12 protein-coding genes are annotated in these 13,157 nt (G+C 63.3%); 6 read left to right on the top strand and 6 right to left on the bottom strand.

The genetic code is table 11. The annotated features are described in order from the left end of the window. Positions 1-22: 22 nt before the first annotated feature. The 3 genes from ACWF6P_RS23430 to ACWF6P_RS23420 are packed head-to-tail and all read right to left on the bottom strand — an operon-like array spanning position 23 to position 3,415. Positions 23-2,284, bottom strand: a complete 2,262-nt coding sequence (locus ACWF6P_RS23430; RefSeq protein WP_452622700.1) for a heavy metal translocating P-type ATPase — start codon at positions 2,282-2,284, stop codon at positions 23-25. Then, positions 2,284-3,198, bottom strand: coding sequence for a hypothetical protein (locus ACWF6P_RS23425; protein WP_452622699.1), 915 nt, complete (start codon positions 3,196-3,198; stop codon positions 2,284-2,286). The genes ACWF6P_RS23430 and ACWF6P_RS23425 overlap by 1 nt, the downstream gene beginning before the upstream one ends. Before the next feature lie 7 nt (positions 3,199-3,205). Continuing rightward, positions 3,206-3,415, bottom strand: a complete 210-nt coding sequence (locus ACWF6P_RS23420) for a heavy-metal-associated domain-containing protein (protein ID WP_003946267.1) — start codon at positions 3,413-3,415, stop codon at positions 3,206-3,208. A gap of 314 nt (positions 3,416-3,729) precedes the next feature. On the opposite strand from ACWF6P_RS23420, the gene ACWF6P_RS23415 reads away from it, so the two are divergent. Beyond that, positions 3,730-3,933 (top strand): cold-shock protein, encoded by a 204-nt coding sequence (locus ACWF6P_RS23415; protein WP_003946232.1) that lies wholly within the window; start codon positions 3,730-3,732, stop codon positions 3,931-3,933. Between the two features lie 96 nt (positions 3,934-4,029). Here the strand turns inward: ACWF6P_RS23415 and ACWF6P_RS23410 are convergent, their stop codons facing one another. Beyond that, complete coding sequence (locus ACWF6P_RS23410; RefSeq protein ID WP_452622698.1) at positions 4,030-4,998, bottom strand: helix-turn-helix transcriptional regulator; 969 nt, start codon at positions 4,996-4,998, stop codon at positions 4,030-4,032. A 109-nt stretch (positions 4,999-5,107) separates the two neighbouring features. Between ACWF6P_RS23410 and ACWF6P_RS23405 the strand changes: the two genes are divergently transcribed. The 4 genes from ACWF6P_RS23405 to ACWF6P_RS23390 all read left to right on the top strand — a co-directional run bounded on the left by ACWF6P_RS23405 (position 5,108) and on the right by ACWF6P_RS23390 (position 9,715). Continuing rightward, positions 5,108-6,076, top strand: a complete 969-nt coding sequence (locus tag ACWF6P_RS23405) for an ATP-binding cassette domain-containing protein (protein ID WP_452622697.1) — start codon at positions 5,108-5,110, stop codon at positions 6,074-6,076. 37 nt (positions 6,077-6,113) lie between these two features. Beyond that, positions 6,114-6,890 carry an ABC transporter permease gene (locus tag ACWF6P_RS23400; RefSeq protein WP_378446454.1) on the top strand — a complete coding sequence of 259 codons (777 nt, stop codon included), beginning with the start codon at positions 6,114-6,116 and terminating at the stop codon, positions 6,888-6,890. An 81-nt stretch (positions 6,891-6,971) separates the two neighbouring features. Beyond that, positions 6,972-7,907, top strand: a complete 936-nt coding sequence (locus ACWF6P_RS23395; protein WP_452622696.1) for a 4-(cytidine 5'-diphospho)-2-C-methyl-D-erythritol kinase — start codon at positions 6,972-6,974, stop codon at positions 7,905-7,907. Further along, a complete protein-coding gene (locus ACWF6P_RS23390) occupies positions 7,907-9,715 on the top strand; it encodes an ABC-F family ATP-binding cassette domain-containing protein (RefSeq protein ID WP_003946255.1) in 1,809 nt (602 codons plus the stop codon). Before ACWF6P_RS23395 ends, ACWF6P_RS23390 begins: the two co-directional genes overlap by 1 nt. Here the strand turns inward: ACWF6P_RS23390 and ACWF6P_RS23385 are convergent. Then, complete coding sequence (locus ACWF6P_RS23385; RefSeq protein ID WP_452622695.1) at positions 9,712-10,035, bottom strand: TetR/AcrR family transcriptional regulator; 324 nt, start codon at positions 10,033-10,035, stop codon at positions 9,712-9,714. The two genes, ACWF6P_RS23390 and ACWF6P_RS23385, sit on opposite strands and share 4 nt — an antisense overlap. Positions 10,036-10,254: 219 nt before the next feature. Between ACWF6P_RS23385 and ACWF6P_RS23380 the strand changes: the two genes are divergently transcribed. Then, complete coding sequence (locus ACWF6P_RS23380) at positions 10,255-11,493, top strand: DUF222 domain-containing protein (RefSeq protein WP_452622694.1); 1,239 nt, start codon at positions 10,255-10,257, stop codon at positions 11,491-11,493. 80 nt (positions 11,494-11,573) lie between these two features. Here the strand turns inward: ACWF6P_RS23380 and ACWF6P_RS23375 are convergent, their stop codons facing one another. Continuing rightward, entirely contained in the window at positions 11,574-13,064 is a 1,491-nt protein-coding gene (locus ACWF6P_RS23375) for an acetyl-CoA acetyltransferase (protein WP_452622693.1), read from the bottom strand. Between the last annotated feature and the right edge of the window lie 93 nt (positions 13,065-13,157).

The raw sequence follows: 13,157 nt of genomic DNA, 5'->3' as shown, positions 1-13,157 counted from the left end.
CCGCGCACAGGGGCTTGCCCCCTTACTTGAACCGCCGCAACCTCAGGCTGTTGCTCACCACGAACACACTGCTGAATGCCATTGCGGCGCCGGCGAGCATCGGGTTGAGCAGACCGGCCGCAGCCAGCGGGATCGCTGCCGTGTTGTAGGCGAATGCCCAGAACAGGTTGCCCTTGATGGTCTTGAGCGTCTTGCGGGACAGTCGAATTGCATCGGCTGCCGACCGCAGGTCACCGCGCACCAGGGTGATGTCGCTGGCCTCGATTGCAACGTCGGTACCCGTGCCCATTGCCAGACCGAGATCGGCCTGAGCCAGGGCTGCCGCGTCGTTCACGCCGTCGCCGACCATGGCCACGACGCGTCCTTCCGCCTGCAGTTTCTTGACGGCGTCGACCTTGTCGGCCGGCATGACCTCGGCGAACACGGTGCTGATTCCGACCTGATCCGCGACAGTGCGGGCGACGGTGGCGTTGTCACCGGTCAGCAGAACGGGTTCGAGGCCGAGTGCCTTCAACTGCGCGATCGCTTCGGCGCTCGTGTCCTTGACCGCGTCGGCGATCACGAGGATGCCGCGTGCCTTGCCATCCCAACCCACCGCGATTGCGGTGCGCCCGGCCTTCTCTGCTTCAGCTTTCGCCTCGCGGAGATTTTCCGGCAACGGCATCGACCAGTCGGCGAGCAGCGCGTCTCGGCCGGCGACGACGGCATGACCGTCGACCATTCCCTGCACGCCGCGTCCGGCGACGTTCACGAAATCCTCGACCGGAGGCAATTCGCCCACGGCTTCGGTCGCGCCCTTCGCGATCGCTGCGGCGATGGGGTGCTCGGAGCGATGTTCCAGTGCGCCCGCCAGTCGAAGCACCTCGTCGACGGTTGTTCCTTCGCCCACGACGGTGTCCAGCAATGTCATCTGACCAGTGGTGACGGTTCCCGTCTTGTCGAGCACGACGGTGTCGACTGCGCGCGTCGATTCGAGCACCTCGGGTCCCTTGATCAGGATTCCCATCTGAGCTCCGCGGCCCGTGCCCACCAACAGGGCTGTGGGCGTTGCCAATCCGAGAGCACAGGGGCACGCGATGATCAGCACGGCGACCGCAGCGGTGAACGCCATCTCGATGGGGTTGCCGGTCCCGAGCCAGTAGCCCAGTGTCGCAACGGCAATCGCGATGACGACCGGAACGAAGATGCCGGCGATCCGATCGGCGAGGCGCTGAACTTCGGCCTTGCCGTTCTGGGCGTCTTCGACCAGCGCCGCCATCTGGGCGAGTTGGGTGTCGCTCCCGACTCGGGTGGCCTGGACTGTCAAGGTTCCACCGACGTTGACGGTGGCGCCGACGACGGTGTCCCCGACACCGACTTCCTCCGGCACGGATTCACCCGTCAACATGCTCATGTCGACGGCTGAGCGGCCCTCGGTGATGATGCCGTCGGTGGCGATCTTCTCGCCGGGCCGAACGATGAAGGAGTCGCCCGCTGCCAGTTCTTCGGCGGGGATTCGTACTTCGATGCCGTCTCGCAATACCGCGACGTCTTTCGCACCGAGTTCCATGAGCGCTCGTAGTGCGGCACCGGACGTGCGCTTGGACTTGTGCTCGAAGTAGCGTCCGGCCAGTACGAACGTGATGACGCCCGCGGCAACTTCGAGGTAGATGTTGGCGCTGCCGTCCATCCGGTCGACCGTCAGTCTGAACGCGTGCTTCATCCCCGCTTCGCCCGCGGTGCCGAAGAACAGTGCGTAGAGCGACCAGACGAATGCCGAGATGGTGCCCAGGGAGATGAGCGTGTCCATCGTGGCGGCGCCGTGACGCAGGTTCACCCAGGCGGCACGGTGGAAGGGAAGGGCCGCCCACACGATGACCGGCGCGGCCAGCGTGAGGGAGAGCCACTGCCAGTTGTCGAACTGCAACGCAGGAACCATCGCCATCGCGATGACCGGTACGGAGAGCAGAGTCGAGATGATCAGGCGGGTGCGCAGCTCGCGCAGATCGCGATCCTGCGGGGTTTCCGCGTCCGGGTCGACGGTGTCGGGCGCGCTCGGCGGCTTGGGGAGCGCGGCAGCGTAGCCGGCGTTCTCGACGGCAGTGACCAAATCTTCGACGGGTACACCGTCTGGGAAAGTGACCTTGGCCTTTTCCGTCGCGTAGTTGACGGTGGCGGTGACGCCGTCGATCTTGTTGAGCTTCTTCTCGATTCGTGACGCGCAGGAAGCGCAGGTCATTCCGGTGATCGCGAGTTCGACGCTACTCGAGTTGGCAGCATTGTCGACCGCAGTCGGTGACGTCATCAGTGCCCTCCCTCGTGATTGTCTGGAACTGAAGCTGCGGAAGTGCCTGCATCAACCGTGAATTCGGCGGTGCGAACCACTCCTTCGTGTTGGAAGTCGAGGAAGAGGCGATACGTTCCTTCACTCGGCGCCTGTGCATGGAAGGAAATGTCCGGACCGGGAGCAGTGACGCCGTCGCCCGGTTCACCCTCGGGGTGAACGTGCAGGTAGGCGAGGTCGCCGGTGCGCAGAGCGACAAGGTGACCGTAGGCACCGAGGTACGGATCGAGATCGGTGACCGGGGCTCCGTCGCGAGCAACGCTCAGCGTGATCGGGCCGCCGGCAGTGGTCAGATCACCGTCGAGAGTCACGGTGTATCCGTCGACAGTTGCGGTCGCACTCTTCGCCGGCAGTGGAGCAGGAGCGAATTCGCCTGCCACGTCGAAGTTTCGGCCGAGTGTCAGTTGGGTGCCGTCGGTGGGGTCGAAGTCCGCGAAGACTCGGTAGGTACCGGCGACAGGCCAGGTCCAGTCGATCGACCAGGTGCCGTCTGCGGCGAGCGAAGGATGCACGTGGCGGAACTCGCTGGTGTCGTTTCTGACGACGATGAGGTGGAGTTTCTTCTCGTGCAGAAGGTCGAAATCGACGACGGGCTCGTTGTTGCTGTCGAGAATCCGGAAGGTCAAGGTTCCCGGCTCCCCAGCTCGATCGGGTGCGGTCACTTCGGTGAGTGTGTATCCGCCGGAAGAGACTTCGAGCCCTGCGGGTGTTGCCGAATCCATGCCCGGCATCGATTCGGTGGTTGATTCGTGGGTGCTGTGCTGGGTAGTGGACATGTCTATCGGGCTTCCGATTGCGGCCCCCACACCGAGGGCGGCGCCGAAGACGGCGACCAGCCCTACGGCGTAGGTGGCAAGTGTTGTCGAGGTGCGCACGGCTGACTCAGCTTGGTACGACTGCGTAGCCGGCTTCGTCGACTGCTGCGACGACGTCGGCTGCGGAGACGGGAGCATCGCTGGTGACAACGACGCGTCCGCTCGCCAATTCGACATCCACCGCGGTTACGCCCGCGATGTTGCCGATCTCTTCCTTGACGGATCCGACGCAGTGTCCGCAGGTCATTCCGGAAACGGTGTATTCGGCGGTGGTCATCGCAGATCCCTTCGGTTGTGGAAAACTCATTTTACGGATACCCGGTGTAGGTATCGCTCTGCCATCGAAGGTACCCCCAGGGGGTATGCCTGTCAACGGGTTGGTCAGTGATGAAGGCCTCAGGGAAGACAACACGGCGGATGTGTGGTCTACTTGTGTTGGTCGTAAGTGTTTGTGTTTGTGTTTCCACGCTCGCAAATGGTTAGGTTGCGAGCGTTTGGACATCCTCCACGGATTTGTCTCAGAACGGTCGTAGTAAGTGACCCGGGCGGTCGAAGCGACTGCCTGTTGACACTGTGTTAGAGGAGATTTACATGGCAGAGGGCATCGTGAAGTGGTTCAACTCCGAGAAGGGGTTCGGCTTCATCGCTCCCGAAGACGGCAGTGCTGACGTCTTCGTTCACTACTCCGAGATCCAGAGTGGCGGCTTCCGCACTCTCGAGGAGAACCAGCGCGTGGCGTTCGAGATCGGTCAGGGCAACAAGGGCCCGCAGGCCACCGGCGTTACCATCGTCTAAGACGTCCATGTAAGTCGGGCAACCGACGCATGACGTACTGACAAGACCCCAACTCTTCGGAGTTGGGGTCTTGTTGCGTTTGGGTGAAAAGCGCTGTCACGCATCGAGATACCGCTGGGTGGCGATTGCCGTTTCCGCCGCGATGGTCCGGCATTCTTCGCGGAGTTCAGGTGGATTCACAACGGTGAAATCGACGTCGAAAGCCCTGAGCCACTGTGCGATCGACCGTAGGGAAGTGCCCGAAAGCACTATGACGCAACGCCCTTCGTCGGTGGACTCCACTGATCCCCACTGTTCGCTGACCATGGGTGCTACCTGCTCGATGGGCGCGTGCAGTAGAACTGTTGCGCGCGTGGAGGAATAGGCCCGAGCGACACCGCGGGAAACGAAGTCGGCTGCACCGCCCGCAGGTAGTTCCCGAGGCGTGAACCGCGGACCGGTGGGGATCTTGGGTTCCATCCTGTCGACGCGAAATGACCGCCAGTCTTCGCGAGCGAGATCCCAGGCCACCAGGTACCACCGAACACCCGACCGTACGAGCCGATACGGTTCCACTTCGCGCCGGCTCTGCGTGCCGTCGTGTGTGCTGTAGTCGAATCTCAAGCGTTCGTGGTTGTGGCACACGGACGCGATGGCGGACAGGACCGACGCATCGACCGCGCTAGCTGCCGGTTCGCGCGGCACGACGTCGATCGACAGTGACTCCAGACGGTGCCGCAGCCTCGACGGCATGATCTGACGCAGTTTCGCCAGCGCGCGCATCGAGGCCTCGCCGATGCCGACCACGGAGCCGGTCACTCCGGACTGCAAGGAGAGCGCAACCGCGAGCACTTCCTCGTCATCGAGCTGTAGCGGGGGCATCTCCGCGCCGGCACCCAGGCGATATCCGCCGCCGACGCCGACCGTTGCGTCGACGGGGTAACCGAGATCGCGGAGGCGGTCCACGTCACGTCGAACCGTGCGCGGGGTAATCGCGAGTTTGTCTGCGAGTTCGGCACCGGACCAGTCTCGACGCGTCTGGAGCAGTGACAGCAACCGCAGTAGGCGAGCCGATGTCTCCTTCATGGCAAGAAGTCTGCCAAACATTTAGGACCGTATGAGTCCTCAATTGAATTTAGGTTGGTCCATATCCGACCAGTCGAGCAGAAATTGGGGCCACATCATGAGGAGACCGATGATCGAGACGAAGGCGCTCACCAAGCACTTCGCTCAGGGCAAGAAGCTCGTGGAAGCAGTCAAGGGAGTCACGCTCGACGTAGCGGAGGGCGAATTGGTCGCCTTGCTGGGGCCGAACGGTGCCGGAAAATCGACGACGTTGCGAATGCTGACCACCTTGCTCGAGCCCACCTCCGGCAGCGCGCGAATCGCAGGGTTCGACATCTCCGCGGCACGAAACGAGGTGCGCTCGAGCCTTGGATACGTCGGACAGGGGAACGGCGCCGGCCACAACCAGCGGGTTCGCGACGAGTTGGTGACGCAGGGGTTGTGCTACGGAATGTCCAAGGCCGATTCGCAGGTCCGGGCCGACGAGTTGCTGGGTGATCTCGAACTCACCGATCTGGGTACTCGGAAGGTCAGCACTCTGTCGGGCGGGCAGCGCAGGCGCCTCGATATCGCTCTGGGCCTGGTCCATCGCCCACCTCTTCTGTTCCTCGACGAGCCGACCGCGGGAATGGACCCGCAGAGTCGGGCCAACCTCTGGGACCACATCCTTCGGTTGCGGCGCGAGATGGGCACGACGATTGTGCTGACCACGCATTACCTCGAAGAAGCGGATTCGATGGCAGAGCGGGTCATCGTCATCGACGAGGGCACTGTCATCGCGGACAACACCGCTGCCGCGCTCAAGGCGGACCTTGCGGGAGATCATCTTCTGCTCACCTTCGACAGCGTCGAGGCGGCCGGCGTCGCAGCGTCGGTGGCCGAGCAACTTGTCACTGTCCGTGAAGTCACTGTCGACGCAAGCACGGTGAGTATCCGTGCCGGCGAGGGCGATTCGACGCTACCGGTGTTGCTGCGTGAAGCGGATGCCCGAGGTGCCCGCGCTCTCACCGCCGACATCACCAGGCCGACTCTCGACGATGTCTTCCTCACCCTCACCGGTCGCAGCCTGCGCGAGAGCGCCGCCGCGGTCGCTTCCTGAAACCACGACAAAGTACTTCGAAGAACAGGAATCTGCCATGACAATCACGCTCGATACCCCACGTACCGTGCACGGCAACATCGTTCGAGACAGCGCAATCGTGATGGGTCGTGAACTGCGACCGATGTTGCGCGACCCGGTCAGCGTCATCTTCAGCCTGATTCAGCCTCTGATCCTGTTGGCGTTGTTCGGGCCTCTGCTCAAAGGGGTCCCGGGTACCGGTGACGGCGTATGGAATTGGTTCATTCCCGGGGTGTTGGTGATGATCGCGATCTTCGGAACGACGATGACCGGGTCCAACCTCCTGATGGAGATGCAGCAGGGATCGCACGAGCGAATGTTGGTGACTCCGCTCAGACGCTCGTCCTTGTTGATCGGGCGAGCGTGCAAGGAGATGGTTCCGCTTGCCGCGCAGGCGATTTTGATCATTCTGGTTGCGCTTCCGCTCGGGTTGGACGTCAACGCAGCGGGCGCCGCGCTCGGGATCGTCCTGCTCGGAGTGTTCGGCGTCGGACTCGGTGCGCTCTCGTACGCTCTCGCTCTGGCTGTGCGGGAGCAGGATTGGATGTTCTGGGTCGTTCAGCAGACGCTGATGTTCCCGCTCCTGATCCTGTCCGGAACCATGCTTCCACTCGATGATGCGCCAGGTTGGATGAAGGTCCTCGTGAACGTCAATCCGCTGGGCTACGTCGTCGATGCCGAGCGGGCACTGTTTGCCGGTGACTTCGCGTCGGGCAGCGTTCTGGCAGGAATCGTGGCCGCTGTGGGCGTTGCGGTTGTCGGTCTGGGCGTAGGTGTGCGCGCGGTGAAATAGTGTGGGTGTACAGGCTGTCGGACGGGGTGCGGCGGTCGCAGGTTTTCGCCCAGGTGTTCGCAGCGCCTATTGTTGTTCCTTGTGCTCTCCGTCGTTCCTCGCCCCGTAGTCGTTCGGGCCCCGTCCAAGGTGAATCTCCACCTTGCCGTCGGGGACCTGCGCGAGGACGGCTATCACGAACTGACGACGGTGTTTCAGGCATTGTCGCTGGCAGACACCGTCACGGTGGCGCCTGCGGACACCCTGGCCGTGCGGGTTATCGGCGACGACGCCGCGGCCGTGCCTACCGATCGCACCAATCTCGTGTGGCGTGCCGCCGAGATGCTCGCGGTCGAGGGTGGCGTGGCCCCGAACGTCGAGATCGTCATCGAGAAAGGCATTCCCGTCGCAGGCGGAATGGCCGGCGGGAGCGCCGACGCGGCCGCCGCGTTGGTTGGGCTCAACTCGTTGTGGAAGCTCGACTTCTCACGACCTGATCTCGACGCCTTCGCGGCACGCCTCGGGAGCGACGTTCCGTTCTCCCTGCACGGTGGCACCGCCCTCGGAACCGGCCGCGGCGAACAACTTGTGCCTGTCTTGACCCGCCACACCTTCCACTGGGTGCTGGCGCTGGCCAAGGGCGGCTTGAGCACACCGGTCGTGTTCCGCGAACTGGACAAGCTGCGGGCCGAAGGTTCCCCGAAACGGTTGGGCAGCGCCGATGCGTTGATTCAGGCGCTCACCACCGGTGACGCTCATCTGCTTGCGCCGCTCCTCGGCAACGATCTGCAGGCGGCAGCACTCTCACTCAACCCGGACCTACGACGGACGTTGCGAGCGGGCGTCGAAGCCGGAGCTTTGGCAGGCATCGTCTCCGGCTCCGGACCTACATGCGCGTTTCTCTGCGCCGACGCACAGTCCGCGGTGGAAGTGAGCGCAGAACTTGCGGGAGCGGGGGTGTGCCGCACCGTTCGCGTGGCGAGCGGACCTGTTCCCGGAGCACGAATACTCGACAATGCGGCAAAGGGACAGCACTGATGGCGAATCTGATCAATCTGGAAAACGTGTCGAAGTCTTTCGGCGTCAAGCCGTTGCTCGACGGGGTCTCCCTGGGCGTCGAGGAAGGCGAGCGCATCGGCGTCGTCGGTCTCAACGGTGGCGGCAAGACAACGATGCTCGAGGTCCTCGCGGGTGTGGAGCAGCCGGATTCGGGACGAGTGAGCCGCGTCGGCGGATTGCGGATGGCCGTCGTGACGCAGCGCGGTGTACTGCCTCCCGGCTCTACGGTCGGTGAAGTGGTCCTGGGGCCGCTCGGAGTAGCTCAGCACGAGTGGGCCGGCGATGCGCGCATCCGTTCAGTGCTCTCGGGTATCGGCATCGACAATCTGGGCGCCGGCGGCGAGCGGTCTGCATTGGACGCCAAGGTCGACGGACTGTCCGGCGGCGAGCGCCGCCGCGTCGCGCTGGCTGCAGCTCTTGTTCAGGACCTCGATCTGCTGGTGCTCGACGAGCCCACCAACCACCTCGACGTCGAAGGTGTTCAGTGGTTGGCCGAGCACCTCGTCTCACGTCGCAGTGCGCTTGTTGTCGTGACCCACGATCGCTGGTTCCTCGACACCGTCGCCACCCGCACCTGGGAGGTTGTCGGTGGCGGCGTCGAAAGCTACGAGGGTGGCTACAACGACTGGGTGTTCGCCCGTGCCGAGCGTTCCCGTCAGGCCGACGCTTCCGAAGAGCGTCGCCGCAACCTTGCGCGCAAGGAACTGGCGTGGCTGCGCCGCGGTGCCCCCGCCCGTACGTCCAAGCCGAAGTACCGCATCGAAGCAGCAGAAGCCTTGATCGCCGACGTTCCGGCACCTCGTGACGCGGTGGCGCTCGCGTCGTTCGCGCAGCGTCGGCTCGGCAAGGTAGTCATCGAACTCGAAGACGCTCGTCTGGAAACCCCGGACGGCCGCGTACTCGTCGAGGATCTGACCTGGCGTCTGGCGCCGGGCGAGCGTGTCGGCCTGGTTGGCGTCAACGGCTCGGGCAAGACGACGCTGCTGCGGACGCTGGCCGGCGAACTCGAGCCCGCAGCCGGAAAGCGCATTCAGGGACAGACCGTCCACATCGGTTGGCTCAAGCAGGAACTCGACGATCTTCCGACCGACATGCGCGTACTCGACGCGGTCAAGGACGTAGCCGAGCGAATCACCCTGGGTGACAAGGAAGTATCGGCTGGTCAGCTCGCCGAGCGGCTGGGCTTCACACCGGCGCGTCAGCGCACCCCCGTCGGTGACCTGTCCGGTGGTGAGCGCCGACGCCTGCAGTTGACGCGTGTTCTCATGGCCGAGCCCAACGTCTTGCTTCTCGACGAGCCCACCAACGATCTCGACATCGACACGCTTCAGCAACTCGAGGATCTGCTCGACGGCTGGGCAGGCACCATGGTTGTGATCTCGCACGACCGGTACCTGATCGAGCGAATCTGTGACACCACCTGGGCGCTCTTCGGTGATCGCAAGCTCACCAACCTGCCCGGCGGTATCGAGGACTACCTGCGTCGACGCGCCGCGATGGGGGATGGCGACAACCCGTCAGTTGCCTCGACCGCGAGTGGTGCGTCGAAGAGCAAGCAGGTTCGCGACGGTGCCGCGGATCGCGCTGCGCGCAAGGAACTTTCGAAGCTCGAGCGGTCCATCGCGAAGTTCGACGACCGTGAGAAGAAGCTGCACGCATCACTCGCCGACGCGGCCACCGACCCGGACAAGCTGCAGAAACTCGGCGCAGAACTCAAGCAGGTCATCGCCGACAAGGAAGCCGCCGAAGAGCAGTGGATGGAGCTCTTCGCCGAGCTGGACGGCTAGGGGAACTTCGCCCCGAACTGCTTGGACGAGGTCATGCCGCGTCCGATCAAGATGGCAACAAATCGATCCCGACCACGCACCAGTTCCACTGCGAGGTCGGGATCGTGGAATGACGCGATGATCAGTTCGTAGCGAGCACGAGTGCGACCGGACTCGGGTCCCAGCCATCGGGCCACCTGTTGCTTCGGTGTCTCGCCCGGGCGAGGAAGATCACCGTCCAGAAGATGTCGCACCACTTCGACTATCAGTCCACGTTGGTTTGCGAAGTAGTGCCGTGCGCTGCCGTGTGGCACGCCGGCTACGTCCTCGACGCCTCTCATCGACCAAGCGCGAAACCCAACCCGGCTCGTCTTTTTCGACATCCTGCTGGTGCTGTGCGTTGTTGCGATTGTGTGTTTCGCGGGATACGTCCTCTATCGCGTCGTCTTTGACGGCTAGATGAATGTTGATGTACTTCAACAAGTCTCGAGTCGTGCACCTTCCTAAAGTTGTCCGTTATGTCTCTGGTAATCGAAAGTATGTTCGATTAAACTTTGAGCATGGACAGTCGGGAAGCGTGGCAGCTGGATGGTGAGGGCCTCAAGTGTGAGGTTCTGGATCTGGTGCGCGTGCGGCATGAGTTGCAGTCGCGGATGGTGTTGTTAATCGTGGAGATGTTTTCCCGTGACGTTCTCGGCGGGAAGGGTTTTCGGGCGATCGCGCAGTGGCTGCACGGTTCTACGAATCTGGAGATCGGTGAGTGCAGCCTGCTGGTCAGTCTGGCGCGGCTGCTGTTGCTCGAACCTGTTGTCGCGGATGCATTCCACCGCGGGGATGTGGATGCATTGAAGGCTCGTCAGGTGGCGTCGTTTTGTCAACATCCACCCAAGAACATGACACCGGCCGATGTCGACAAAGCCCGCAGGATCCTGCTTGACCTGGCGTCGAAGAACATCGCGGATTGTGATGCGGTGCGTGCAGCGATCCGGCGGATCGAGAAGCAGTACGGAAAACGCGAGGACGGTGTCCCGGTCGGGGAGGACTCGGAGCGCAACGAGTTCTACGCCTCGAAAGGCCTGTACGGGCGCGTGTCTGTGAAAGGCGATCTGGATGCGGTCAACGGGGCGCGTCTGATCACCTTGTTGTCGAGCCTGTCGGCTCCGACACCAGAGAAGGACGGCGTCAAAGACACGCGTACACCGGCGTTGCGGCGCGCGGACGGGTTCTGCGAATTACTGCGACGGTACGAGCGGGCGGGGTTGGGTCCGATCGAGGGCGGCGTGAAACCGCACATCACTGTGACAGCGTCGGCGAAGGACATGACGGACCTCAAAGCATTGAAGGACCTGTTGCCGTCGACAGAAGAGTTGGGATTTGCGTGGACGGATTGGGTGGGGCCGATCAGCATCGACACTGCCCGGATGTTGGCGTGCGACTGCACCATCACCCGGATTTTGTTGGATGGGAATGGTGTTCCACTCGAGTGCGGCAAGGAAGCGCGAACGGCGACGGTTCCGCAGCGGCGGGCGTTGGCGGTGCGTGATGGTGGGTGTGCGTTTCCGGGGTGCGGAACGCCGTCGGGGTGGTGCGATGCTCATCATATTGTTCATTGGAACGATGGTGGCCCAACAGATCTCGACAACCTGATTCTGTTGTGCGGTCATCATCATCGGACACTGCACCACACCGAGTGGCGGGTGGAGATAGGCCCGGACCGGAAGGCGGTGTTCTATCCGCCGATGTCGATCGATCCGTTCCAGCAGCCGATCGGTGGGAACAGTCCACCCACAGCCGCCTGAACGGGCGTAACTGAATACGTGAGTACCGGGGACGAACCATGCCCCGGTGCTCACGGTTGTCTACTGTCAGAACGCTACTGTCAGAATGTGAGCGTGAGTCGCCCGTTCTCGTCGCTGATGTGAACAGTTCGCCCGATCGCCGGCGGGTTGTCACCGCGAAGCTGCGTCAGTTCGGCGGCATTCTCGGGACCAGTGTGACCGGCGACTCGGCGGCCGTCCTGCGTCGTCGCGATCACGAACCCGATCTCAGGCTCGCCGGTGCGGCCGTATTCGACAGAGGCCGAGACTATTTCCGCCGCGCCCGTGTAACCAGTGATCAGTTCCGGAACCTCCGCAGTTAACGCGCGTGCGTCGGGATCGCCGACGTACCCGTCAGCATGAGCAGCGGCGGACAACAGTACGCAGTGCTGGCAGGTGAGGAATCCACCGTTGCCGTGGACGAGGGCAAGGTTGGCGCCGTCACGAATTTGCCTGGTGACCTCGGCGACGGAATGCAGGGTGTAGCTGTTGAGTGGCCCACCGAAGAACGAGTGACCTCCGGTGACACTCGGGATCGCGGTATCCGGGAGTCCGAGTTCGCGGATCAACAGCTTGGGCACGATCGGGAAGCAACTGTAGGCATCGACGATGTCGAGTGCGTCGGCGCCTACTCCGGCACTATCGAGTGTGCGATGCACGGCGTCGTGCATCGCGGCTGAGCTGTCGAAGCCGTTGCGGCTGAGGATGTCCAATGGATCACTGGCGCCCGCGCCGCCCCAGAGGTACACCAGTTTGCTTTCATCGATCCCGAACTCGCGGGCCGTCGACAACGAGCAGACGACAACGGCCGCAGCCTGATTGACGAAGGGCATGGCGTTGAGCATCAGCGGGTACGGCTCGGAGACCATCCGATTGCCAGGTCCGACGGTGCCGATCTCGTCTGCCGATCGGATCTCCGACGTCCAGGAGGCTGGATTCTTCGATGCCAGCTCCGAGAACGCGGCGTACATCCTCGCGGACCAGGCGAGCGATTCGCGGGCGCCGTGGCCCTCGGCCGCACTGAAGCAGTTCTCGAAGAGCGGGTAGACGCGCGTAGGCACGATGAAACCGGCGCGCTGCATTTCGGGGCTTCCCAGGTCGGTCGGATCGAATCCGGGAGGCCCTCCGGGTGCTGCCGTCCACCCGATCGAGTCGGGGGTGACTCCGGACTTTCGCAGCGCGGTGCTGCTGGCGTGCGATTCTCCGCCCACGAGCAGAGCAACCGAAGATTCACCGCGGGCGATGGACGCGCCGATCCGATCGAGGAGCGCCGCGGGCCAGTGGCCACCGATCGGAGAGGTCGAGGTGATCGTGGGAGTCGCGCCCAGTCGCGAGGCGAGCAGTCCGGGGAGGTCGTCGTACGACCAGCTGACGGTCTTGACCGCGTACACGGAATCGATCTGTGTTCCCAGCTCAGTGCGTCCACTGTCGTTCAAGGCGGCAACGGTGGCGTCGTGAATCAGATCGAGAGGTTCGCGGTGCCCGTCGGCTGGGTTCCAGCGCAGATCGCCGACGCCGACGATGACCGGGATTCGTGATGCGTCAACCATCATGTACCTCTCGTTGCCGACCCGTAGCCGGGAGTTGCAGTCACGATATCGGGGATCCTAATATGTGTAACTCGCGGGTCACAGTCAACATTTTTC

The organism is Rhodococcus sp. NPDC055024, from assembly GCF_053608585.1.
This window is presented reverse-complemented; position numbering and strand designations above follow the sequence as displayed.